28 protein-coding genes are annotated in these 21,539 nt (G+C 58.9%); 23 read left to right on the top strand and 5 right to left on the bottom strand.

Annotation, left to right across the window (positions count from 1 at the left end; translation table 11 throughout):
• Position 1: 1 nt before the first annotated feature.
• From AC1RL4_RS23405 to recX, 18 genes are all read left to right on the top strand, one after another.
• Positions 2-1,045, top strand: a complete 1,044-nt coding sequence (locus tag AC1RL4_RS23405; protein ID WP_096479605.1) for a phage baseplate assembly protein — start codon at positions 2-4, stop codon at positions 1,043-1,045.
• A gap of 52 nt (positions 1,046-1,097) precedes the next feature.
• Entirely contained in the window at positions 1,098-1,607 is a 510-nt protein-coding gene (locus AC1RL4_RS23400; protein ID WP_096479606.1) for a phage baseplate assembly protein V, read from the top strand.
• Positions 1,607-2,005 (top strand): phage GP46 family protein, encoded by a 399-nt coding sequence (locus tag AC1RL4_RS23395; protein WP_018926967.1) that lies wholly within the window; start codon positions 1,607-1,609, stop codon positions 2,003-2,005. The genes AC1RL4_RS23400 and AC1RL4_RS23395 overlap by 1 nt, the downstream gene beginning before the upstream one ends.
• Positions 1,995-3,038 (top strand): baseplate J/gp47 family protein, encoded by a 1,044-nt coding sequence (locus AC1RL4_RS23390; RefSeq protein ID WP_028939219.1) that lies wholly within the window; start codon positions 1,995-1,997, stop codon positions 3,036-3,038. The genes AC1RL4_RS23395 and AC1RL4_RS23390 overlap by 11 nt, the downstream gene beginning before the upstream one ends.
• Positions 3,026-3,625, top strand: coding sequence for a YmfQ family protein (locus tag AC1RL4_RS23385; RefSeq protein WP_230174333.1), 600 nt, complete (start codon positions 3,026-3,028; stop codon positions 3,623-3,625). Before AC1RL4_RS23390 ends, AC1RL4_RS23385 begins: the two co-directional genes overlap by 13 nt.
• A gap of 11 nt (positions 3,626-3,636) precedes the next feature.
• Positions 3,637-4,788, top strand: coding sequence for a phage tail protein (locus tag AC1RL4_RS23380; protein WP_230174335.1), 1,152 nt, complete (start codon positions 3,637-3,639; stop codon positions 4,786-4,788).
• Positions 4,785-5,300: a phage tail protein gene (locus AC1RL4_RS23375; protein WP_096479609.1), complete on the top strand. Its 516-nt coding sequence runs from the start codon at positions 4,785-4,787 to the stop codon at positions 5,298-5,300. Before AC1RL4_RS23380 ends, AC1RL4_RS23375 begins: the two co-directional genes overlap by 4 nt.
• Before the next feature lie 134 nt (positions 5,301-5,434).
• Positions 5,435-6,529, top strand: a complete 1,095-nt coding sequence (locus tag AC1RL4_RS23370) for a phage tail protein (RefSeq protein WP_230174337.1) — start codon at positions 5,435-5,437, stop codon at positions 6,527-6,529.
• A gap of 7 nt (positions 6,530-6,536) precedes the next feature.
• Positions 6,537-7,100, top strand: a complete 564-nt coding sequence (locus tag AC1RL4_RS23365; protein WP_230174339.1) for a tail fiber assembly protein — start codon at positions 6,537-6,539, stop codon at positions 7,098-7,100.
• Between the two features lie 37 nt (positions 7,101-7,137).
• The gene (locus AC1RL4_RS23360) at positions 7,138-8,058 is read left to right on the top strand and encodes a glycine-rich domain-containing protein (RefSeq protein ID WP_019580991.1); all 921 of its coding nucleotides are present in this window, start codon (positions 7,138-7,140) and stop codon (positions 8,056-8,058) included.
• Positions 8,058-8,534, top strand: a complete 477-nt coding sequence (locus AC1RL4_RS23355; RefSeq protein ID WP_019580990.1) for a tail fiber assembly protein — start codon at positions 8,058-8,060, stop codon at positions 8,532-8,534. The genes AC1RL4_RS23360 and AC1RL4_RS23355 overlap by 1 nt, the downstream gene beginning before the upstream one ends.
• Positions 8,535-8,660: 126 nt before the next feature.
• Positions 8,661-9,560, top strand: a complete 900-nt coding sequence (locus AC1RL4_RS23350; protein ID WP_019580989.1) for a gp53-like domain-containing protein — start codon at positions 8,661-8,663, stop codon at positions 9,558-9,560.
• Positions 9,561-10,007 carry a phage tail assembly chaperone gene (locus AC1RL4_RS23345; protein WP_019580988.1) on the top strand — a complete coding sequence of 149 codons (447 nt, stop codon included), beginning with the start codon at positions 9,561-9,563 and terminating at the stop codon, positions 10,005-10,007. It abuts the gene before it with no gap.
• 30 nt (positions 10,008-10,037) lie between these two features.
• Positions 10,038-10,598 carry a glycoside hydrolase family 19 protein gene (locus tag AC1RL4_RS23340; RefSeq protein WP_493120265.1) on the top strand — a complete coding sequence of 187 codons (561 nt, stop codon included), beginning with the start codon at positions 10,038-10,040 and terminating at the stop codon, positions 10,596-10,598.
• Entirely contained in the window at positions 10,580-11,098 is a 519-nt protein-coding gene (locus AC1RL4_RS23335; protein ID WP_019580986.1) for a lysis system i-spanin subunit Rz, read from the top strand. Before AC1RL4_RS23340 ends, AC1RL4_RS23335 begins: the two co-directional genes overlap by 19 nt.
• Before the next feature lie 80 nt (positions 11,099-11,178).
• Positions 11,179-11,679, top strand: coding sequence for a CinA family protein (locus AC1RL4_RS23330; RefSeq protein WP_019580985.1), 501 nt, complete (start codon positions 11,179-11,181; stop codon positions 11,677-11,679).
• 83 nt (positions 11,680-11,762) lie between these two features.
• Entirely contained in the window at positions 11,763-12,815 is a 1,053-nt protein-coding gene (gene recA / locus AC1RL4_RS23325) for a recombinase RecA (protein ID WP_007940559.1), read from the top strand.
• 8 nt (positions 12,816-12,823) lie between these two features.
• Positions 12,824-13,291, top strand: coding sequence for a recombination regulator RecX (gene recX / locus AC1RL4_RS23320; protein ID WP_028939227.1), 468 nt, complete (start codon positions 12,824-12,826; stop codon positions 13,289-13,291).
• A 42-nt stretch (positions 13,292-13,333) separates the two neighbouring features.
• Here recX and AC1RL4_RS23315 read toward each other — a convergent pair whose 3' ends face one another.
• On the bottom strand, positions 13,334-14,452 hold the full coding sequence (locus tag AC1RL4_RS23315) for an LOG family protein (RefSeq protein ID WP_019580984.1): 1,119 nt from the start codon (positions 14,450-14,452) through the stop codon (positions 13,334-13,336).
• A gap of 490 nt (positions 14,453-14,942) precedes the next feature.
• On the opposite strand from AC1RL4_RS23315, the gene AC1RL4_RS23310 reads away from it, so the two are divergent.
• The gene (locus AC1RL4_RS23310) at positions 14,943-15,137 is read left to right on the top strand and encodes a hypothetical protein (protein ID WP_018926957.1); all 195 of its coding nucleotides are present in this window, start codon (positions 14,943-14,945) and stop codon (positions 15,135-15,137) included.
• Here AC1RL4_RS23310 and AC1RL4_RS23305 read toward each other — a convergent pair whose 3' ends face one another.
• Positions 15,138-15,563: a PA3611 family quorum-sensing-regulated virulence factor gene (locus AC1RL4_RS23305; protein WP_019580983.1), complete on the bottom strand. Its 426-nt coding sequence runs from the start codon at positions 15,561-15,563 to the stop codon at positions 15,138-15,140. It abuts the gene before it with no gap.
• Positions 15,564-15,752: 189 nt separating this feature from the next.
• Here AC1RL4_RS23305 and AC1RL4_RS23300 point away from each other — a divergent pair, with 189 nt between their 5' ends.
• The 3 genes from AC1RL4_RS23300 to AC1RL4_RS23290 all read left to right on the top strand — a co-directional run bounded on the left by AC1RL4_RS23300 (position 15,753) and on the right by AC1RL4_RS23290 (position 17,830).
• On the top strand, positions 15,753-16,511 hold the full coding sequence (locus AC1RL4_RS23300; protein WP_019580982.1) for a tRNA-uridine aminocarboxypropyltransferase: 759 nt from the start codon (positions 15,753-15,755) through the stop codon (positions 16,509-16,511).
• A 230-nt stretch (positions 16,512-16,741) separates the two neighbouring features.
• The gene (gene erdR, locus AC1RL4_RS23295; protein WP_018926954.1) at positions 16,742-17,392 is read left to right on the top strand and encodes a response regulator transcription factor ErdR; all 651 of its coding nucleotides are present in this window, start codon (positions 16,742-16,744) and stop codon (positions 17,390-17,392) included.
• A 75-nt stretch (positions 17,393-17,467) separates the two neighbouring features.
• The gene (locus tag AC1RL4_RS23290; RefSeq protein WP_019580981.1) at positions 17,468-17,830 is read left to right on the top strand and encodes a diacylglycerol kinase; all 363 of its coding nucleotides are present in this window, start codon (positions 17,468-17,470) and stop codon (positions 17,828-17,830) included.
• Here AC1RL4_RS23290 and AC1RL4_RS23285 read toward each other — a convergent pair.
• The gene (locus tag AC1RL4_RS23285; protein ID WP_018926952.1) at positions 17,827-18,753 is read right to left on the bottom strand and encodes a LysR family transcriptional regulator; all 927 of its coding nucleotides are present in this window, start codon (positions 18,751-18,753) and stop codon (positions 17,827-17,829) included. The genes AC1RL4_RS23290 and AC1RL4_RS23285 overlap by 4 nt on opposite strands.
• A 122-nt stretch (positions 18,754-18,875) precedes the next feature.
• On the opposite strand from AC1RL4_RS23285, the gene fpr reads away from it, so the two are divergent.
• A complete protein-coding gene (gene fpr / locus AC1RL4_RS23280; RefSeq protein ID WP_002554680.1) occupies positions 18,876-19,655 on the top strand; it encodes a ferredoxin-NADP reductase in 780 nt (259 codons plus the stop codon).
• 73 nt (positions 19,656-19,728) lie between these two features.
• Here the strand turns inward: fpr and tsaA are convergent, their stop codons facing one another.
• On the bottom strand, positions 19,729-20,430 hold the full coding sequence (tsaA, locus tag AC1RL4_RS23275; RefSeq protein ID WP_230174341.1) for a tRNA (N6-threonylcarbamoyladenosine(37)-N6)-methyltransferase TrmO: 702 nt from the start codon (positions 20,428-20,430) through the stop codon (positions 19,729-19,731).
• A 185-nt stretch (positions 20,431-20,615) separates the two neighbouring features.
• Positions 20,616-21,386, bottom strand: coding sequence for an SDR family oxidoreductase (locus tag AC1RL4_RS23270; RefSeq protein ID WP_019580979.1), 771 nt, complete (start codon positions 21,384-21,386; stop codon positions 20,616-20,618).
• Between the last annotated feature and the right edge of the window lie 153 nt (positions 21,387-21,539).

Genomic DNA, 21,539 nt, shown 5'->3' with positions numbered 1-21,539 from the left:
CATGAACGAGATGGATAACCGCGTCACATTGACGGTCGGCGGCCTGGAATACGGTGGCTGGAAAAGCGTGGAAATCACGGCGGATCTGGAGCGTCAGTTCCGCACCTTTAAACTCAACATCACCTGGCAATGGCCGGGGCAGACCGTGGACAAGCGGATCCAGCCCGGTGACGCCTGTGAAGTGCGCATCGGCCAGGATCTGGTACTGACCGGGTATGTGTTCAAGGCCCCGATCAGCTATGACGGGCGACAGATCAGCCTGAACATCGAAGGCAGTTCTTGTACTCAGGACCTGGTGGATTGCGCCGCGACCAACCGCCCGAATCAATGGCATGAGCAATCGCTGTTGAGCATCGTCGAAGCGCTGGCGATCACCTACAAGGTCTTTGTGGTCAGTGAAATTCCCGAGACCGCCCGGCTCAGCAGTCACACCATCGTGCCGGGGGAAACGGTGTTTCAATCCATCGACCGCTTGCTGACGTTATTCCGGGTGTTTTCTACCGATGATGCCCAGGGCCGGTTGGTGTTGGCCCGGCCTGGCAGTGGTGGCCGAGCCAGCGATGCGCTGGAGTTGGGCAAGAATATTCTCTCGGCCAACGCACCGATGGATTACAGCCAGGTGTTCTCCGAATACCGGGTCATCGGTCAGCAAAAGGGCACGGACAAGAAGAGCGGGGCGGCGGTCAGCGAGGTTGAATCGGTATCTGCCGACCTGAGCTACAAGCGTCGGCGGGTCACGGTGATCAACGAAGGCATGCAGATCAATCCCGATCTCGCCTTGCAACGGGCCAACTGGGAAAGCGCTACCCGCGTCGGCAAGGCCAAAACCACCACTTATCAGGTGCAGGGTTGGCGGCAATCGAACGGCGATCTGTGGCGTCATAACACGTTGGTGCGGGTCAAGGATCCGGTGCTGGGGTTCGATGACGACATGCTGATTTCCAAAGTGACCTACTCGCTGTCGGCGCAAGGTTCGATCACCACCCTGCAAGTCGCACCGCCGCCTACCTTCGATGCCAATCCCGAGCCCCCGAAGAAAACCTGATAGCCCCTTAAAAGGTCGCAGCCTTCGGCCTCGCCCCTCCAAGGAATTCAACATGAGCCTACTGACACGCCTCCTGGCGCGCGGCACTGTCGTGCTCGCCAACTCGGCCACCAAGCTTCAATCGCTGCAAATGCGCCTCACCGCCGGCGAAGTGAACGACGACATGGAGCACTTCGAACCCTACGGATTCACCAGCAACCCACTGGCCGGCGCCGAAGGTGTCGCTACATTTCTGGGCGGTGATCGCTCCCACGCCATCGTGTTGGTAGTCGCCGACCGTCGCTATCGCCTCCAGTCCCTGGCCGCGGGAGAAGTAGCGATCTACACCGACGAAGGCGACAAGATCCACTTCAAGCGCGGGCGGATCATCGACATCGAAACCGCCACCCTGAACATTCGCGCCAGCAGCGCGGTGAACATCGACAGCCCCGTGATCAACCAGACCGGAAAAATCGTCTCCACCGGCGATCAGATTGCCGGCGGCATCAGCCAGATCAAACACGTGCATGTCGGCGTGCAAGCGGGCAACGGCCAGACCGGCGCACCGGCGGGAGGGCAGTGATGTTGATCAGCCAGAACCTCCACGCCGCACTGACTCGCTCAGTGCTGATCAGCCTGTTCACCTGGCGCCGCGCCGCCGATGACGATGCCCTCGACGACGAAGAGCGTTTTGGCTGGTGGGGCGACAGCTTTCCTACGGTGGCCGACGACCGCATCGGTTCGCGGTTGTGGCTGTTGCGCCGGGTCAAGCTGACCCGCCAGACCCAGATGGACGCCGAGTTCTATGCCCGCGAAGCCCTGCAATGGCTGATCGACGACGGCCACTGCAGCGCCATCGACATCATCAGCGAACGCCTCGACGCCCAGCGCCTGAACCTGCGCACGGTCCTGACCCTGGCCGACGGCGAACGCTTGGACATCAACCCCGATAACAGTTGGCAGGTGATCTATGCCGTTTGAAACCCCTTCGCTGCCGGTGCTGATCAAGCGCGCCCAAAGCGACCTGGCCAGCGATTCGCTGCGCCAGTCCGATGCGCAAGTGCTGGCCCGCACCCTCGGTGGCGCCGCCTATGGCCTGTATGGCTACCTGGACTGGATCGCCGAGCAGATCCTCCCGGACAAGGCCGATGAATTGACCCTGGAACGGATCGCCGCACTGCGTTTGAACCAGCCGCGCAAGTCCGCACAAGCGGCCAGCGGCAGCGTCAGCTTTACCGCCAGCGCCGGTGCCGTGCTGGACGTCGACACCCTGCTGCAATCGAGCGACGGTCGCACCTACAAAGTGACCGCCGCGCGCACCACCAGCAACGGCCTCAACAGCACCACCATCGCCGCGCTCGAAGCCGGCAGCCTGGGCAATGCCGAGGCCGGCTTGACGTTGATACCGGTGCAGCCGATTGCGGGGATCGTCGGCAATAGCTTTACCGTACTGGCGCCGGGGCTCAACGGTGGTGTGGCGCGGGAAAGCCTGGAGTCACTGCGCTCGCGGGTGATTCGCTCCTACCGCATCATCCCCCACGGCGGTTCGGCCCAGGACTATGAAACCTGGGCCCTGGAATGCCCTGGTGTGACCCGCGCCTGGTGCCGTGGCGGTTTGTTGGGGCCGGGCACGGTCAGCCTGTTCATCATGCGTGACGACGATCCGCAGCCGGTGCCGAATGACGAACAACTGGCCGAAGTCCAGGCCTACATCGAGCCTCTGCGCCCGGTCACCGCCGAGGTGCATGTACAGCGGCCGGTTCAGGTACCGGTCGTCTATCACCTCAGCGTGAGTCCCGACACCACGGCAGTCCGTGCGGCAGTCGAGGCGCAATTACGTGACCTGCATAACCGTGAAGCCGACCTCGGCCAGAAATTGTTGATCAGTCACATCCGTGAAGCCATCAGCAGCGCCAGTGGTGAATACGACCACTCACTCACCTCGCCCGTCGCCGATGTCCCTGCCAACAAAAACGAATTGCTGACGTTTGGAGGTTGCGTATGGGGGGCATAAGAACCGCCGCGCAATACCACGCCCAACTGCGCAGCCTGCTGCCCAGTGGGCCGGCCTGGGACCCTGAACAAGTTCCTGAACTCGAAGAAGTGCTCGAAGGCGTGGCACAGGAGCTGGCCCGCCTCGACGCCCGCGCCGCCGACCTGCTCAACGAAATGGACCCGGCTGGGGTCAGCGAACTGGTGCCCGATTGGGAGCGGGTAATGAACCTTCCCGACCCATGCCTGGGCGCCACGCCACTGTTCGATGACCGCCGCCTGGCCGTGCGCCGGCGACTGCTCGCGGTCGGCAGTCAAGCCGTCGGCTACTACCTCGAGATCGCGAAAAGCCAGGGTTACCCGAGCGCCACCATCACCGAACTCGAAGCCCCGCGCATGGGCCGCTCGCGTTTCGGTGCGGCGCACTGGGGCACTTGGGAAGCGCAGTTCATGTGGACGCTGAATACCGGTGGGCGATTGCTGTTGGGCCGGCGTTTTGGGGCGGGTTACTGGGGCGAGCGTTTCGGCGTGAATCCGGGCTCGGCACTGGAGTGTTTGATCCACCGCAGCGCACCGGCGCACACCAGGGTACACATCAATTATGACTAGGGAGTAGAGGGATGGATTATCCGAAGAGTGTGCCCAGCGCCGGATTGGTGAATGGGAAGTTTGTGGATGAGAACCCGCTGACCGGGACGGCGGGGTCGTTGATTCCGGCGGAATGGGGGAATGGGGTAACGCAGGAGATTGTGAACGTCATCAAGGCAGGGGAATTGACCCCGGATGAGGCGAAAAGCGACCAGTTGCTGCAAGCGATTCAAACGGTCACCGCCAAGGGCTGGAACCAGGATCTGGCATTGCCCCTAACGGCCTTGCCATTGCCGACAGTGGCGACCGCCGATGCCCGTTTGCCGGTGACCCCGACCGCTGTTTCGACCGGCGGTGGCAAGGTTTCGATTCCGGCTGGTGTGTACATCAGTCTCGGTCAGGAAGTCGTGGCCGGGCAGTTGGGACGCTCCCGTACATTTGTGACCACAGCCTGGAGCAGCCTGGAACTGCTGGCTAACTCGGGCTATTTCCTGAGAGCGCAAGTGATAGGGGGAGCGCTGACGTTCTATACGCAGCGAGGAACAATCTATGACGCTGCGCCCGAAGGTTTGAAGGGCACTGTCAACGGCGGGGCGGGGGGCGGTTTTCAGTCCACACCGCTGGACATTTGCATCGCCTGGGTGATGACGGGAGCACCGGGCTCCGTGCCGGTCATCAGGTCGATCTACAACCGTAACCGGTTGGCCTGGACACAAACCGTCAATGGCAATGGTGTGGTTTACCTGCCCCTGGATCCTCATGCCCGGGCAGCACGTCTGGTGGTGGGGAACCCGACGCCTTCTACGACGGAGATCACCGGCGTGGCGTTTGCGCCAACAGGTTGGGTTGGCGGCAACTACTGCTTTCTCTCACCGGCCCTGACCACCAGTTCTAATCACGATGCAGGTTGGACGACTCCACTTCCCTGCGTGATGGTTACCAACAACTTTGTCAACGACGTCACGGTCACGACGCTGACCGCCAGTTTTGACCATAACCAGGTACGTTCGCTTTGGCAGTCCTACCAGGCCGAACACATGCTCGGTTCGACCAGCGCCGTCAGCGATGAATTGCTGTTCAGTATGGGGATCAAGAACCATCCGGTTTCTGATTACGCCACGGGAATCGCGATCAACTTTGCGGCGGCCGTCAATGTCAGTTTTTCCTGGGAGTTGATTCGATGAACGTTATTCAAGAGCTTCATCAGTTCGAGGACGGTCTGCGTCCCGCACAACCTTCTGCCGCCCATGACTGGGACGGTGAAAAATGGCTGCTGGACGCCGCGAAAGTTGCTCAGCTGGAACAGCAGGAAGCCGAACGCCTGTGCGCCAAAGTCGATGCCGCCGCAGACAGTGCTCGCGCTGCCCTGGCCGGTGATCCACTCAAAGCCATGGAATATGCCCAGGCGGCCGCTGACGCCCAAGCCTTTCAGGACGCCGGCTACCCGAAAAAGGACGTGCCGCTGGCTGTGTCTGCTTGGGTTGTTAAAGGCCGGACGGCCAAGCAGGCCGCCGAGCAGATCTTGAGTAAAGCCGCAGAGCTCAGCGACCAATTGCTGACCCTGCGCACACTGCGCCTCAAGGCCAAAACGCAAATCCGCGCGCACGCGGCCAAGGGCAAGATGGATCAAGCCCGCAGCGTGGGCGATGAAGCGTTGGTGGCTATTCGCGAATTCATCAGCGACCCGGCTGACTAGGCGAAAGCCATTCAATTCCCCTGTTCAAGCCCACGTATGCGTGGGCTTTTTTTTTGAAAAAAAATCGTGGGCGCGATTGCACCGACAACCACGTCGACACGGACTTTTTGTTATTTCAGAGGAACGATAGACATATGGATTATCCAAAAAGCGTCCCCAGCGTCGGGCTGGTCGATGGCCGGTTTGTCGATGAAAACCCCGTCGCCGGGACACCGGGATCGTTGATTCCGGCTGTATGGGGCAACAGCGTCACGCAAGAGGTTCTGGGTGTGATTACCGGGGGAGGTCTGGCGCCTTCCGAAGCGGACAACAGTCAACTGCTCAAGGCTATCCTGGCGATCATTGGCAAGACCAATCCGATGTATTCGGTGATCACGCGGCTAGCGGCATCAAAAGTTCTGACCGTCGAAGAGCTTGGTCTCGTACTGATTGATGCCAGTTCCGGTGCCGTCACCGTCAGCCTGCCGCCAGCCAATGTTACGTTGGGTGTTCGTGACGTCATCGTTCGACGTGTTGATAACAGCGGCAATCGCCTCGTTATTCAGGCAGTAGGCACTGACCGAATCCGATTTCATACGCATCTATCGGCGGGCGGTTATCCGTTTCTGGTGTTGATGGGCAGTGGGGACTGGTGGCATCTGCGCAGCGATGGTGCCGGCAGTTGGTGGCCGGTCGGGCGATTCGATAACACCCCGCTGGGGCGTCCGTTCTTTGAGACAACCACTCTGCTGAGCCCGGGTGGCTATGGGGCGCTCAATGGCACGGTAATGAAACGTGCCGAGTGGCCCTGGCTCTGGGATCACGCACAGCAGTCGGGAATGCTCGGCACTGAAGCTACTCGGGCGGGTAATGAAGGCAAGTGGACCTCCGGTGATGGTGCGCTGACGTTTCGTGGCCCCGAAGGACGAGGGGAGTTTTTGAGGGTTTTGGACGAGGGGCGTTCGGTGGACGCCGGACGGGTAATGGGTGCCTTCCAACCTGGCTCCATTCATTCCTACGCGATGGGGGCTAATGGTGCTGGCGCGGTGGGCTCGCGGTGGACCGATAGCCTAACTGCATTTGGCGCCGATACCCGTGAGGAACCTCAATATGTATCGGGGCTGAGCAATGGCGGTCCCATTTTTCCCGCAGGAACCAGTTTCCAGATGGATGCAGCCAATACCTTGCTCTACTCCTACAAATCCCGGCCACGCAACATCGCTTATCCCGGTCGTATAAAACTTATCTGAGGTGCCCATGTTTTATTATCTATTAGATAACTCGGGCGCCTTGTCAGGGCCCGTAGAGTTTCCTGTCACTCCGGGTGTCGGTATTCAATTACCCAGTAATGCCGTTGAACTTTCATTCGAACTACCGCCTGCGGAAAGCGGCCGTACATGGGCGCTGGTGAACGATGTTCCCCGGGAAGTGATTGATCGTCGCGGTTTGGTTTATCGCAAGGATGGCGGGGCCCAGCAGGTCTGGAGTGAACTCGGAGAGTTACCGGAAGTTTTTACAGTCGAACCATGGCCGGGCAACTACTACGTCTGGAATGACAATGGCTGGAAACTGGACGAGGTGGCTCGCCTGTTCGACATCAAAGTTCAGGTCCTGGCCAAGCGTGACACGCTTCTTCGTGAGGCCGTTTTGCGAATAGCGCCACTTCAATACGCCGAGGATATCGGTGATGCGTCTCACGTTGAGCAGTTAGCCCTGATGGAGTGGAAACTCTACAGCGTTGAGCTGAATCGCATTGAGCAACAAGCGGGTTTTCCAACCGAAATCGTTTGGCCTCTCGCTCCTGGTTCCATCGAGAAATAGTCAATGTTCTATTAGACCTACAGCGAGAGAAGAGAAAGTGGATTATCCAACTAGTATTCCCAGTGTTGGCTTGGTCAACGGCTGGTTTGTCGATGAAAACCCCATTGTCGGAACACCGGGATCGCTGATTCCAGCGGCCTGGGGCAATGGGGTGACGCAAGAGATTCTGAACGTCATCAAGGCTGCTGGGCTGACACCAGACGAAGCCAAAAATGACCAGTTGGCGCTGGCGATCGGCGCATTGGTCGATTTCACCAAAATGAAAAACACCCCTACCACGTTGAGTGGCTACGGCATCACCGATGCCGTTGGTCGACTGTTGGCAGTCAAGCAATTCGATACGGTCGGGACTACGGTTTACCGCCCCAATCCCAAGGCCAAACGGATTCGCGTGCGATTGGTGGGCGCCGGTGGTTCCGGGGCCGGTTGCCCGCCCGTCGCGGCGACTTATCAAAGTCTGGGGGGCGGCGGTGGTTCAGGTGCCTATGCCGAAAGTCTCTATGACGTGAGCGCTGAAATGCTGGCCGGGGTGCCTATTACATTGGGAGCAGGAGGTGCCGCGCGCAACGGGGCGGGTGCTGCGGGAGGCGGTGCTTCCTTTGGGACCTACATGAGTGCTGCGGGCGGTTTCGGCGGACAAATCCTGACGTTCGTGGCGACCACGTCCGGGTTTGTTCAGGGAGGCATGGGAGGGCTGACTGTAACAGGAGGCAATCTTGCCAACGCTCGCGGCATTCACGGCGGCTATGCGATGAGCAATACCAACTGGGGACTTCTGTCTGGAACCGGGGGGGCCAGTCAATTTGACGGTGGCGGCCCTTTCACGGGGGTAAACGGCAACGGTAATCCCGGTGCGCGAGGTTCGGGAGGCAGTGGCAGTTGTTCGACCAATGCTTCGGCTTCGTGCCTGAGCGGGCCCGGCGGCAACGCTTTTTGTGAAATCTGGGAGTACGAATAATGGCTGTTTATGCACGCCTGGACGAAGGGGTTGTCGCTGAACTGATCGACACTGGCCACTACGCGATCACTGAGTTGTTTGCCCCTGGGTTTCTGACCTCAATGAGGCTTATCCCCGAGGGGGTTGAAGTTGAAGTGGGAGAGCGGTTGAACCCAATAGAGCCGAGTGTCGCGCCGCCCGTTGCGTCGGACGCTCATTTTGACTCATCACTGACGGCTGATATGTCGGAAGACGATCCGGTAATGCGAGAGCGTTTGTGGCGCCGTTCCAGCCTCTCAGCCAATCAATGGCTTGTAGCACGCCACCGCGATGAGCAAGATCTTGGTCGGGTGACGACACTAACAGCAAAGCAGTATTTGGAGTTGCTGGAGTACCGCCAGGCGTTACGCGAGTGGCCGGAATCGAGCCAATTTCCGCAAACGCCTGCCAGGCCCGCGGCTCCCCATTGGCTTACCGATTCACTGGAGTCGCATTGAATAAGTTACAGCACCGTATAGACAGGTTCAGCGTCCGCCCCAAGCGGACGTTTTTATTTGTGGGCTGAATTGCTGTCGTACCGCCTCTTAGGCTGGTACCGGATATCATGGATCAGGAGCTAATCAGTGGATTACCCAAGAAGTGTACCCAGCGCCGGATTGGTTGATGGGAAGTTTGTCGATGAAAACCCTGTGACGGGGGCGCCCGGATCTTTGATTCCGGCGAGTTGGGGTAATAGCATTACCCAGGAAGTATTAAGTGTTATCCAGGCCGCTGGAATAACCCCTACGGAAGGGCTGAATAATCAACTTCTTGCGGCATTGCGCAGCAGTGGTCTGTTCGTCACTGCCCCGCAATTCGACAACGGTAACACTGTTGCAACGACTTCTTTTGTAACCCGAAGTGGCCTGCAATTCTCGGGTTTTGCATCGTATGCCGCGAGTGCGACGCTGACAGCGTCCAATATCGGAGGTGTCAGCAGTTTTTCCAGTGGTACGCCCATTACTGCGACGTTGCCCGTGACGACCGACATTGCGCATGCAGCGACGATTAACATTGTTAATGCCGGCTCGGGAGCACTTACGGTCTCGGCAGCGCCCGGCGCAGATACCATCAAGGCATCCAACGGTGTGACAGGTTCAATTGTTCTTGGGCTGGGGGAAACCGCAGAGTTTCTCAAGCTGGGCGGCCAATGGCGTTTGGTCGGTGGAACAGTCAGCTTGAAATACACCTCATTGTTCTCCGGGATGAACGGCCTTCCTGGATACCAGAAGTATTCCAGCGGCAACATTGATCAATGGGGCTACGGGACGACGGATGCCAGCGGAGACGTGTTTGTCACGTTCCCCATTTCGTTTCCAACAGCCTTTTCCTCCATTGTTGCCAACCATGTGGGTGGTGATGGAGCGGCGGTCATTATGGTCCAGGGTAGTGCCACCAAACAGGGCTGTCGCTTGAAAGTGCGAGACATGGGCGGTCTATCGGCTGCTGGATGGGGCGTTTATTATTTTGCCAAGGGGTATTGAATGAACGAGTTCAATGTTTTGTTTAGCGCAAGTACCTGTGGTGTATATGTACCCGGAATCAATACATCGGATATTCCTTCCGATGTCATAGAGATCCCTCAGACGTACTGGATGTCACTACTTCAAGAACTGGCCGTCACCGCGAAGATGATTTCCGTTCGTGCCGATAACGGGTATCCCGTTCTTGTCGATACACCACCCCTTGCACCGGAAGAAGCCGCGAACGCCGAGCGTTTCTGGCGTGATGCACAGCTGTCGGCCACAGACAGCATGGTTGCTCGCGACAGAGATGAACTGGAGGATGGCGGCGGTACTACTTTGACCACTGATCAATACGCCCAACTGCAGGCTTATCGTCGTGCACTGCGAGACTGGCCACAAGGATCTTTCTTCCCGTTCACCGAACATCGACCCAGTGCGCCGCTTTGGTTGGCTGAGCAACTTTAACGCCTTTTCCGCCTGCCTTTCGGGGTAACTATGATCGTTACGCAACAACTACAAAGCATCATGCCCAACGCCCGCTCCCAAGCGGGCGTTTTCATTTCCGCCCTCAACACCGCCATGTCCCACCGCAACATCAACACCCCGAAGCGCATCGCCGCCTTTCTCGCGCAAGTCGGCCATGAGTCGGGGCAGTTGCAGTACGTACGTGAACTGGGCAACAACCAATACCTGAGCAAATACGACACCGGCGCCCTGGCCGCCCGGTTGGGCAACACCCCGGAACCCGACGGCGACGGTCAAAAGTACCGTGGCCGAGGCCTGATCCAGATCACTGGGCGTAACAACTACCGCCAATGCAGTCTCGGCCTGTTTGGCGATGAACGTTTGTTGGCGTTACCTGAATTGCTGGAGCAACCGCAATGGGCGGCCGAGTCCGCCGCCTGGTTCTGGGAGCGGAATGGCCTGAATGAATTGGCCGATCGCGACCAGTTCAACAGCATCACTCGCCGTATCAACGGCGGGCTGAACGGGTTGCAGGATCGCCTGGAAACCTGGGCGCGGGCGAGGTCGGTGCTATGCCAGTCCTCGGTCTGATCAGTTGGCGATTGATCGGTCTGCTGGTGCTGGCCGGTTGTTCGGCGGCGCTGGCCTGGCAGTTTCAGGATTGGCGCTACGACCGGCAACTGGCGGAACAGGCCAGGCTGCACGCCGAGACCCTTAATCAACTGACTCTGGCGACCGCCACCGAGCAACAGGCCGAACAAAACAGGCGTCTGGCCCTGGAGCAGCGACTGTCGGCCAGTGAACAAACCCATTATCGAGCGCTTAGCGATGCCGAACATGATCAAAGTCGCCTGCGCGATCGTCTTGCCACTGCTGATGTGCGCCTGTCAGTCCTCCTCGATGCCCATGACGCTGCCTCTACCTGCGCAGTGCCAGCCACCTCCGGCGCCGGCGGCGTGGATCATGGCGCCCCGCGAGCCCGACTTGACCCGGCGCATGCTCAACGAATTATCGCGATCACCGACGCCGGTGATCGCGGACTGATTGCCTTGCAGGCCTGTCAGGCCTACGTCAGAGCCCTGGCTCGCTAACATTTTGATCGATCCTGAACCTTGCAAGCGTGATCCGCTCGTGTACGGTAGTGCTCATTCCGCTCGATCAGGAGAGAGTCGTGAAAGATATTACTCAGCTGGCCGCTGAACTTGGCAGGCGCTTGCAGGTTCTCAATGCCCACGTCACCACTGCCGAATCCTGCACAGGGGGCGGAATTGCCGAGGCGATCACCCGTATCCCCGGGAGTTCGGCGTGGTTCGAGGCCGGTTATGTCACCTACTCCAACCGCCAGAAAATCCAGCAGCTGAACGTCCCGACCGAGTTGTTTTCAACCGTCGGAGCGGTCAGTCGCGAGGTGGTCGAGGCCATGGTCCGAGGCGCGCAGGAAAAAAGCCGGGCGCGGTTTGCCGTGGCGGTCAGCGGTGTGGCGGGGCCGGATGGCGGTTCGCCGAACAAGCCCGTGGGCACGGTGTGGCTGGCCTGGGGCGTCGGTGAGCAGGTGTTCAGCGAGGTCCAGCACTTTGTCGGTAACCGTGACGAGGTCCGCCGACAAACGGTGAAGGCCGCGCTAGAGGGGCTGCTGCGGCATACCGTTGGAGAAATCTCAAATCAGGGGTAGGCGATCCTGAAACGCTGTGGAATAATACTGGCTACTTATACAGGTGTTGGCCGTCAGGCCTTATTGATTACGTGAGGACTTTAATGGACGACAACAAGAAGAAAGCCTTGGCTGCGGCCCTGGGTCAGATCGAACGTCAATTCGGCAAGGGTGCCGTAATGCGTATGGGCGATCAGGACCGTCAGGCGATCCCGGCCATTTCCACTGGCTCTCTGGGTCTGGACATCGCGCTCGGCATTGGCGGCCTGCCAAAAGGCCGTATCGTTGAAATCTACGGTCCTGAATCCTCCGGTAAAACCACCCTGACATTGTCGGTGATCGCCCAGGCTCAAAAAGCCGGCGCGACCTGCGCATTCGTCGACGCCGAACACGCTCTCGACCCTGAGTACGCCGGCAAACTGGGCGTCAACGTCGACGACCTGCTGGTTTCCCAGCCGGACACCGGCGAGCAGGCCCTGGAAATCACCGACATGCTGGTGCGTTCCAACGCCGTTGACGTGATCATCGTCGACTCCGTGGCCGCTCTGGTGCCAAAGGCTGAAATCGAAGGCGAAATGGGCGACATGCACGTGGGCCTGCAAGCCCGTCTGATGTCCCAGGCGCTGCGTAAAATCACCGGTAACATCAAGAACGCCAACTGCCTGGTGATCTTCATCAACCAGATCCGCATGAAAATCGGCGTGATGTTCGGCAGCCCGGAAACCACCACCGGTGGTAACGCGCTGAAGTTCTACGCATCGGTTCGTCTGGACATCCGTCGTACTGGCGCGGTGAAAGAAGGTGATGAAGTCGTCGGTAGTGAAACCCGCGTCAAAGTCGTGAAGAACAAGGTGGCTTCGCCGTTCCGTCAGGCCGAGTTCCAGATTCTTTACGGCAAGGGCATTTACCTCAACGGTGAGATGATCGACCTGGGTGTGCTGCACGGTTTCGTCGAGAAGTCCGGTGCCTGGTATGCCTACAACGGCACCAAGATCGGTCAGGGCAAGGCCAACTCGGCCAAGTTCCTGGCAGACAATCCGGAAATCGCCGCGACTCTCGAGAAGCAGCTGCGCGACAAGCTGCTGACCCCAGCACCGGACGTCAAGGCTTCGGCCGTCAGAGAGACCGAAGACGACCTGGCTGACGCTGATATCTGATCGATCCGATGACCGCCGTACTCGATACACTCGTCGCGGTGCGGCGAACCGCAATGGACCTGCTCGCGCGACGCGAGCACGGTCGAGTCGAGCTGACGCGTAAACTGCGTCAGCGCGGCGCCCTCCCTGAAATGATCGACACAGCACTCGACCGCTTGACGGAAGAGGGCTTGTTGTCCGAATCCCGTTACCTCGAAAGCTTCGTTTCCTACCGTGCCCGTTCCGGATATGGCCCTTTGCGCATTCGCGAAGAGCTGAGCCAGCGTGGCCTGCAACGTACCGACATTGAGCTCGCCTTGCGCGAGAGTGGTATCGATTGGCAGGAACTACTGGAAGACACCTGGCGGCGCAAATTTTCCGGGCATTTACCGATAGACGCCCGAGAACGTGCCAAACAGGGCAGGTTCCTGAGTTATCGGGGATATTCCATGGAAATGATCAGCCGCTTGTTCAGCGGCCGAGGGATGGACGATTGACTGAAACGGCTCGCTATTTCGATAGCGGGCCGTTTTTTTGCATCACGTTACCTTGGACGGTTCCCGTGTGCGTTGCTGCGCCTGGGGTCTGGACTGGGCCCAGTTTTCCGGCAGGTTGATGTAATCCACCAATTCTCGCAGACGACCATGATCACGAGCGTTGAAGGTAAAGGACAAGCGCACCAGATGGCTGAACTGCGCTTCGTCGTGCTCCTCGCCACTGTAGGCATGCTGATGGAAATGATCGCTCAGGCACAGGTCGGCGAATGCCTCCTGCATGTGTTCAAGTGCCCGGTCGCTGAGCTTGTGGTTCATGCGAATCACGAACTGATGTTTGAGCCAGCGGCTTGAGTGGAAGTTGCTGTAGAACTGGTTGATCTGCTCCACGGCCTCTTCGACGCTGTAGACCAGGCTCAACAGCTTCATGTCGGTCGGCAGGATGTAGCGATTTTCCTCCAGTTGATGGTGAATGAAGTCCAGCGCGCCTTGCCAGAACGTACCGCCTGGTGCATCCAGTAGCACCACGGGCACCAGCGGGCTTTTGCCGGTCTGGATCAGGGTCAGCACCTCCAGTGCTTCATCCAGAGTACCGAAACCGCCTGGGCACAGGACCAGCGCATCGGCTTCCTTGACGAAGAACAACTTGCGGGTAAAGAAAAAGTGGAAGGGCAGCAGGTTGGCGGTGCCATTGACCGTGGGATTGGCATGTTGCTCGAAGGGCAGGGTGATATTGAATCCCAGGCTGTGTTCCAGGCCGGCGCCTTCATGGGCCGCCGCCATGATGCCGCCACCGGCACCGGTGATGACCATCAGGTCCGAGCGCGCCAGGGCGGCGCCCAGTTCTCGGGCCAGACCATATAGCGGGTGTTCTATCGGCGTGCGTGCCGAGCCAAAAACGGTAACTTTACGCCGTCCCTTGAACTGCTCCAGCACACGGAAAGCGTGCTCGAGTTCACGCAAGGTTTGCAGGGTGATTTTGGCGTTCCAGCGGTTGTGATCTTCCTGAGCCATGCGCAGCACGGTCAGGATCATGTCGCGGTAAATCGGGATGTTGGGGCTGTTGGGTGAAACCAGGTTGAGTTGTTCTTCGACCTTGCTGGTGAGGTCGTGGCCGCTTTCTTGAAAATGACGGCTCAGTAGGTCATTCGGTTGGTAAGGCATTCAACTTCTCCTTCTGCACAGAACCGTCGGCCCGACAAAACAATCGTCGGCGCCGCGACACCCCTTGTGTCGCTGTCTGCCCAAGCCCATGCCTGGGCGCTCTACCTGACTCGATTGCAATCGAGCCATCCATACGGGCTCTGCTTATCCCTTGAATGAAAGAAACGTTCGCACAATAAGACACCGTAATGGGCAGCCCCTTTTCTGCCCTTAAAAAAACAACATGAACACTTTGAATTTAGACCCTCGCAACGATTTTCGCTGGCTTGATCATTGCGCCGCAAAGTCTTTCCTGGCAACCGCTTATTGACGATTTGCAAGGTGCTTTCACCGCTCGTCTGAACGCAAGCCGCATGTCTCGCGCTCTGATTTACTAAGTTACAGGCGTGACACGACAACTTTGCGTCAACGGCAGGACGCAACATTCAAGCAATTCAGGGATTTATCGCGTGATCAACGGCGATCAATGCATGCAGGGAGGCGGGAAACCATGCCCAGAGTGACTCTGGAGATCGATGCGCAACTGTATCGATTGCTGAAAGCATCGGCCGAGACCCATCATTTGAGTCTCGAAGAAGAGTGCTGCCGACGTCTGGAGGGTGGGGAGCGACGTTCGCGTTACTTGCAGGCGCTGTTGGCAGAGCTGCGCGCCGAGGATGAACAGCGGCGCGCCAATGCCAGGTAATTATTTCTTCTTCGCGGGAGTCTCTTTCGGGCAGTCCGAGTCCTGGAAGCTTGCGGAGCCGACCGGACGGTTGGTCTTCACCTCGGTGAAGTCGTAACGCATGATCGCGCCCTTGGCCATCAGCTTGCGGAACCCTGGGTTTCTGCATACGGAGGCGCCAAGCTGGAAGTACACAGCTTTGGGATCGGCGCGCATTTTTTCGGCGTGGCTGCTTTGCACGCTCAAGTGGTTGATCAGCACTTTTCCTTCTGCGGTGTAGCCCTGATCAAGAATGTCTTCGTTGATCGCCCGTGGAGTGCCAACGCTGCTTTGTACGGCGACGTTTCGCAGCTCTCTGTTGAGATTCTGCTCACTCAAGGATGCAGCCTGAGCGCTAAAGGACGACGCCAGCAAAACGGCAGCGGTGGGAACGATAAGGCGCAGCATGAAACTCTCCTGGTTCAGTGACTGGTGGTTCGACCCGTCACATGACTGTGCGTTCAGTGGCGGCGAATTATAGGGGAGGAGTCCCGGACGGTACAGGCTTGCGCCGAACCCTCTGGTAAACTGCCGGCACTTTTTGCCTTGCCGAGTGTTTTTTGTGTCGATTTCCCTTAGCCGTCGGCGTTGCCTGCGATGAGTCAAACCCCTGCACACTTTGCGACGAACGCCGTCGCCCGCTTGCGCGATGAGCGCGAAGAGGCAGGCATCAAGCCGATTCAGGCCCGAGGCTGGCGTGCACCGCGTTGCCGTGTCTGCCGCGTGATCGAGAGCCATTGTCTGTGCGCCTGGCGCCCGCAGGTCGAAGCCCGCAGCGGCGTGTGCCTGATCATGACCAACAAAGAAGTGTTCAAGCCAAGCAACACCGGTTGGCTGATCGCTGATGTGGTGCGCGACAATCATGCATTCATCTGGTCGCGCACCGAGATTGATGAGCAACTGCTGGCGCTGTTGGCCGATCCGCAATGGCAACCGTACCTGGTGTTTCCGGGCGAATACGTCGAACCCGAGCGAGTTACCCACAGTGTCGCGGTCGATAGCACCAAGCGCCCGCTGTTCATTCTGCTGGACGCCACCTGGACCGAAGCCCGGAAGATTTTCCGAAAAAGCCCTTATTTTGATGGGTTGCCGATTCTGAGCCTGCTCCCGGAGAAGCTTTCACGCTACCGATTGCGCAGGTCCACGCGCAGCGAGCACCTGTGCACGGCCGAAGTGGCCGCGCTGTGTCTGGATCTTGCTGGCGATACAGACGCTGCATCGGCACTGGACGCCTATTTTGATGTGTTCAGCCAGCATTACCTGGACGCTAAACATCAGCTGGATATGAATGTTGAAACACCGGCCCACGCCGAGCTGATGCCCTTCGTACAGCACGCGGCGCCCGTTGTCGGCTGAACGTCGCCCATACTGCAAGGAACGAGGCCCGTTGGCCGCGCCATGCAACTTGACCACCCCGGCTTCGCTGGGCATGCTTGGCGCCGATTAGGGCGCGGCCACGGTTTGATACGCCGACGTGATTGGCGTTGAACGTGCCCTGTTGGTGCCGCTACGTGGCGGCACCTTGAGTTGTTTTGGCGAGGTCTGAATGCATCGGGCGTCCCACAAAAAACAGGATCATTTGAAAAATGGCCACATACGAAATCCTGATTGCCGATGACCACCCTCTTTTTCGTAGTGCCTTGCATCAAGCATTGACCCTGGGCCTGGGCCCGGATGTCCGTCTGGTGGAAGTGGCGAGCATTGCCGAGCTGGAAAGCCGTCTGACCGAAAAGGCCGATTGGGACCTGGTGTTGCTGGACCTGAACATGCCAGGGGCCTACGGTTTTTCCGGGCTGGTGTTGTTGCGCGGTCAGTACCCGCAGATTCCGGTGGTGATGGTATCGGCGCAGGAAGAAGCGTCGATCATGGTGAAGTCCCGTGAGTTCGGCGCCAGCGGTTTCATTCCCAAGTCCAGTGACCTGAGTGTCATTCAGAAAGCCGTGCGCGCGGTGCTCGATGGTGACGTTTTCTGGCCGCCCCAGGCCTTCGAAGCCGTCAGCGTTTCCGACGAAGCCAAGGCGGCCAGCGAAGGCCTTGCCAGCCTGACGCCCCAGCAGTTCCGGGTGTTGACCATGGTCTGTGAGGGTTTGCTGAACAAGCAGATTGCTTACGAATTGAGCGTGTCCGAAGCGACGATCAAGGCCCACGTCACCGCGATTTTCCGTAAGCTGAATGTACGGACCCGGACTCAGGCGGCGCTGCTCTTGCAACAACTTGAGTCAATTTCGAGCCACTAAGGTGTTATGTATTCACGCTTTTTTGACTTTGCTTAATCTAGCTTTCCCACTCCTTTTTGGTCAGTTGCTTACTCTATGTCACCTTTCAAAGGCCAGACCGGCCTAAAACGCATCCTCAACGCCTCCGGCTATTCCCTGGACGGCCTGCGCGCGGCCTTCACTGGCGAGGCGGCCTTCCGGCAACTGGTGTTGCTCAATGCCATCCTGATTCCGCTGTCGTTCTTCCTGAATGTCAGCCGTGTCGAGCAGGCGCTGCTGATTGCAGTCTGCCTGTTGGCGTTGATCGTCGAATTGCTCAACTCGGCGGTGGAAGCGGCCATCGACCGCATTTCCCTGGAGTTGCACCCACTGTCCAAGAACGCCAAGGACATGGGCAGTGCCGCTCAACTCGTGGCGTTGAGCATGATCGCGTTGGTGTGGGCGGTGATCCTGCTTTAAGCGATGGCAGGCAGAACGATCTCGTCGCTGCGCTGAACCCCGGCGGTGAAGGCGCGGCACAGTTCGAGGAACTCGCGCATCGCCGAGGTCTGGTATTTCTGTTTGTGCCAGATGAAATAGAACTGTCGCGCCAGGTCCAGATCCGGTGTTTCCACCGGCACCAGGCTGCCACGACGGAACGCATCGCGCAGCGCCAGGCGCGAAATGCAGCCAATCCCCAACCCTGACTCCACCGCGCGCTTGATCGCTTCAGTGTGTTCCAGTTCCAGGCGAATGTTCAGCGCGCTGCGGTGGTGACGCATGGCCTGGTCAAAGGTCAGCCGCGTGCCCGAGCCTTGTTCTCGGAGAATCCACGCCTCATGACTCAGCTCCTCCATGGTGGCAATACCGCGTTGAGCCAGCGGATGCTGGGGCGCGCAGAACACCACCAGTTCATCTTCGACCCAGCTCTGCACTTCGATGTCCGGATGGCTGCAGTCGCCTTCGATTAGACCCAGATCAATTTCATAGTGAGCCACTTGTTGCACGATGTTGGCAGTGTTCTGCACATGCAGCTTCACCTGGCTTTCCGGATGGCGCTGCATGAAGCTGCCGATCAGCAGGGTGGCCAGGTAATTGCCGATGGTCAGGGTCGCGCCGACCGCCAGGGAGCCGAAACCGGACTTGCCGTTGAGCAAGTCTTCGATTTCCTTGGCCTGATCGAGCAGGGCCACCGCTTGCGGCAATAGCTGTTTGCCGAGGGCGTTGAGGCTCAGCCGTTTGCCGGCGCGATCGAACAGCTGACAGCTGCACTGGCGCTCCAGCTCGGTGATCGAGGTGCTCGCCGCCGATTGCGAGAGGTTGAGCAGGCCCGCGGCACGGGATACGCTTTCCTGCTGGGCGACGGCGACGAACACTTGAAGTTGACGGAGAGTAAATCGCATATCGATATAACCGATAACCCTTATCTTAATAATCCATTTAACAGATATTGTCGCTGCCATTAGAATGCGATGCAATTGTGCACATCATTGGCGCAGGCAAAATCTCCAGGAGTCCCACGTACATGAGCAACATGAACCACGAGCGTGTCCTCAGTGTTCATCACTGGAACGACACTCTGTTCAGCTTCAAGTGCACCCGCGATCCGGGCCTGCGCTTCGAGAACGGTCAGTTCGTGATGATCGGCCTGCAACAGCCCAACGGCCGGCCGCTCATGCGCGCTTACTCGATTGCCAGCCCGAACTGGGAAGAGCATCTCGAGTTCTTCAGCATCAAAGTGCCTGATGGCCCGCTGACTTCCCAGTTGCAGCATCTGAAGGAAGGCGACGAGATCATCATCAGCAAGAAGCCTACCGGCACCCTGGTGCTGGATGACTTGAAGCCTGGCAAGCATTTGTACCTGCTCAGCACCGGTACCGGTCTGGCGCCGTTCATGAGCGTCATCCAGGACCCGGAAACCTACGAGCGTTTCGAAAAAGTGATCCTGTGCCACGGCGTGCGTTACGTCAATGAAGTCGCTTACCGCGAATTCATCACCGAGCACCTGCCGCAGAACGAGTTCTTCGGCGAGGCTCTGCGTGACAAGTTGATCTACTACCCGACCGTGACCCGCGAGCCGTTCGAAAACGAAGGCCGCCTAACCGACCTGATGCGCAGTGGCAAGCTGTTCAGCGACATCGGCCTGCCGCCGATCAACCCGCAGGACGACCGCGCCATGCTGTGCGGCAGCCCGAGCATGCTCGACGAGACCAGCGAAGTGTTGAACAGCTTCGGCCTGACCGTTTCGCCGCGGATGCGCGAGCCGGGTGATTACCTGATCGAGCGTGCATTCGTCGAGAAGTAAGCACACCGCATTACTGAAAAGCCCCCATTGCCTGTGCAGGCAATGGGGGCTTTTTTATGCCGGACGCAATTGCCTAGGCGTTGGATACGGGGATGACTTCGAGAACGCGGATAAGCCCTGGTTCGGGGTAATGCCAGCGTACATCCAGATCCCAGAACTGCGCGCCGTATTCGCGCTCAGGCGTAGGAATCTGGTACGCCGGGCGTGGGTCTTGTGCCAGGCATTGCTCGATCAACTCGACCAGAGGCTCGCCAAGCCGCTGAGCGTGGCCGTGGGCCTGTTGCAGGGCCGAGTCCGTCCACTGCACGGGAATCAGCAGTGGCGGGGCGCTGGCGATGTCGTTGGACGCCGTGTCGATGATGTCGGCGTAGGGCACGTAGGGTTTGATGTCGAGAACCGGCGTGCCGTCCAGCAAGTCGATGCCGGAGATCCACAGTCGATTGGCTTCGACCTTGTCCAGTTTGACCACCGACTGGCCGATGCCGTTAGGACGATGTGTCGCGCGGGTGGCGAACACGCCCATGGATTTGTTACCGCCCAGACGCGGCGGGCGAACTTTGAGGCGTGGCTTTTCTTCCAGCGCTTGATGGAACAGGAACAACAGCCACACATGGCTGACCTGCTCCAGCCCCTGCACCGCATCACCCTGATCGAACGGCGCCACCAGCTCCAGTACGCCCCGAGCGGCCGGGGCCAGTTGCGGTTGACGCGGGATGGCGAACTTCTCCTTGAAGCAGGAGCGCACGAAGCCGATGGGGGAAACGCTGTAGGTCATGGTCTGGGGTCGAGGCCGGGATTAGGGCGGCATGATAACCCGAGCGGCCTCGAGATCGGTGCTGCCTATTACTCCGTCATCGCGGGCAAGCCACGCTCCCACAAGGTTCTCGAGTGAACGCAAATGTTGTGTACGGCATAAAACCTGTGGGAGCGTGGCTTGCCCGCGATAGCCGCGCCGCCGATCTAGAGACTAAACCCGCCATCCAAAGGAATGACATTCCCGGTCATATACGCCCCGGCCGTACTCGCCAGGCTAATCGCCAGCGCCGCCATTTCTTCCTCCCGGCCCCAGCGCTTCATCGGAATCAACGCCGTGTCCTCTGCAAACGCCTGCTCATCGTTGCCGATATGCTGAGTCATCTTGCTAGGGAAACGTCCCGGCGCAATCACGTTGACGTTGATGTGCTGGCTCACCAGCTCTCGCGCCAGAATCCGCGACAGTTGGTGCAGGGCGGCTTTGCTCGGGCCGTAGGCATACGCCTGTTCGCCGAAGGAAGAAATCCCGGCCACCGAACCGATGTTGATGATCCGTGCCGGATTCGCCGCCGAACCGGCCTTGCGCAGCAGCGGTAGAAATTGCTGGATGCAGTTGAACACCGAGGTCACGTTGAGCTGCATGACTTTTTCCCAGCCCTTGACCGGGTAACTCTCCAGCGGCGCACCCCAGGTGGTACCGGCATTGTTCACCAGAATATCCAGTTGACCAATTTGTTCGCTCAATTGCGCAGCCAGTTGCTGAACGCCTTCTTCATGAGCCAGGTTGGCGGCCACGGCGTGGCAAATCCCGAAGGCACTCAGCTCATCGGCAGTTTGCTGACAGGCTTCGGCATCCCGGGCGCACACGTACACGATGGCGCCGGCCTCGACATAAGCCTTGGCGATCATTTTGCCGATACCGCGGGTGCCGCCGGTCACCAGAGCGGTGCGGCCTTGCAGAGAGAAGTAGGGATGCATGGCGAGTCCTGAGAGCTGGGGGTCAATACACCCTAGTCTTCAGCCGCCGGAAGCGGAGCCACTATTTTTGCGAGGAATAAACATCTATACAGATTGGTTTGCGACCGCGCTTGTAGGAGCCGGCTTGCTGGCGATGGCGTTCTCAAGATCGCC

The organism is Pseudomonas sp. GW822-FHT07A10, from assembly GCF_058798795.1.
Note: the sequence above shows the minus strand (reverse complement) of the source record. Positions and strands in the feature narration are given on the sequence as shown.

Bases quoted from the DNA above. Each gene is read 5' to 3' on its own strand.
- AC1RL4_RS23405 (WP_096479605.1), top strand. From the start codon at position 2: ATGAACGAGATGGATAACCGCGTCACATTGACGGTCGGCGGCCTGGAA.
- AC1RL4_RS23400 (WP_096479606.1), top strand. From the start codon at position 1,098: ATGAGCCTACTGACACGCCTCCTGGCGCGCGGCACTGTCGTGCTCGCC.
- AC1RL4_RS23395 (WP_018926967.1), top strand. From the start codon at position 1,607: ATGTTGATCAGCCAGAACCTCCACGCCGCACTGACTCGCTCAGTGCTG.
- AC1RL4_RS23390 (WP_028939219.1), top strand. From the start codon at position 1,995: ATGCCGTTTGAAACCCCTTCGCTGCCGGTGCTGATCAAGCGCGCCCAA.
- AC1RL4_RS23385 (WP_230174333.1), top strand. From the start codon at position 3,026: ATGGGGGGCATAAGAACCGCCGCGCAATACCACGCCCAACTGCGCAGC.
- AC1RL4_RS23380 (WP_230174335.1), top strand. From the start codon at position 3,637: ATGGATTATCCGAAGAGTGTGCCCAGCGCCGGATTGGTGAATGGGAAG.
- AC1RL4_RS23375 (WP_096479609.1), top strand. From the start codon at position 4,785: ATGAACGTTATTCAAGAGCTTCATCAGTTCGAGGACGGTCTGCGTCCC.
- AC1RL4_RS23370 (WP_230174337.1), top strand. From the start codon at position 5,435: ATGGATTATCCAAAAAGCGTCCCCAGCGTCGGGCTGGTCGATGGCCGG.
- AC1RL4_RS23365 (WP_230174339.1), top strand. From the start codon at position 6,537: ATGTTTTATTATCTATTAGATAACTCGGGCGCCTTGTCAGGGCCCGTA.
- AC1RL4_RS23355 (WP_019580990.1), top strand. From the start codon at position 8,058: ATGGCTGTTTATGCACGCCTGGACGAAGGGGTTGTCGCTGAACTGATC.
- AC1RL4_RS23345 (WP_019580988.1), top strand. From the start codon at position 9,561: ATGAACGAGTTCAATGTTTTGTTTAGCGCAAGTACCTGTGGTGTATAT.
- AC1RL4_RS23340 (WP_493120265.1), top strand. From the start codon at position 10,038: ATGATCGTTACGCAACAACTACAAAGCATCATGCCCAACGCCCGCTCC.
- AC1RL4_RS23335 (WP_019580986.1), top strand. From the start codon at position 10,580: ATGCCAGTCCTCGGTCTGATCAGTTGGCGATTGATCGGTCTGCTGGTG.
- recA (WP_007940559.1), top strand. From the start codon at position 11,763: ATGGACGACAACAAGAAGAAAGCCTTGGCTGCGGCCCTGGGTCAGATC.
- recX (WP_028939227.1), top strand. From the start codon at position 12,824: ATGACCGCCGTACTCGATACACTCGTCGCGGTGCGGCGAACCGCAATG.
- AC1RL4_RS23315 (WP_019580984.1), bottom strand. From the start codon at position 14,452: ATGCCTTACCAACCGAATGACCTACTGAGCCGTCATTTTCAAGAAAGC.
- AC1RL4_RS23310 (WP_018926957.1), top strand. From the start codon at position 14,943: ATGCCCAGAGTGACTCTGGAGATCGATGCGCAACTGTATCGATTGCTG.
- AC1RL4_RS23305 (WP_019580983.1), bottom strand. From the start codon at position 15,563: ATGCTGCGCCTTATCGTTCCCACCGCTGCCGTTTTGCTGGCGTCGTCC.
- AC1RL4_RS23300 (WP_019580982.1), top strand. From the start codon at position 15,753: ATGAGTCAAACCCCTGCACACTTTGCGACGAACGCCGTCGCCCGCTTG.
- erdR (WP_018926954.1), top strand. From the start codon at position 16,742: ATGGCCACATACGAAATCCTGATTGCCGATGACCACCCTCTTTTTCGT.
- AC1RL4_RS23290 (WP_019580981.1), top strand. From the start codon at position 17,468: ATGTCACCTTTCAAAGGCCAGACCGGCCTAAAACGCATCCTCAACGCC.
- AC1RL4_RS23285 (WP_018926952.1), bottom strand. From the start codon at position 18,753: ATGCGATTTACTCTCCGTCAACTTCAAGTGTTCGTCGCCGTCGCCCAG.
- fpr (WP_002554680.1), top strand. From the start codon at position 18,876: ATGAGCAACATGAACCACGAGCGTGTCCTCAGTGTTCATCACTGGAAC.
- tsaA (WP_230174341.1), bottom strand. From the start codon at position 20,430: ATGACCTACAGCGTTTCCCCCATCGGCTTCGTGCGCTCCTGCTTCAAG.
- AC1RL4_RS23270 (WP_019580979.1), bottom strand. From the start codon at position 21,386: ATGCATCCCTACTTCTCTCTGCAAGGCCGCACCGCTCTGGTGACCGGC.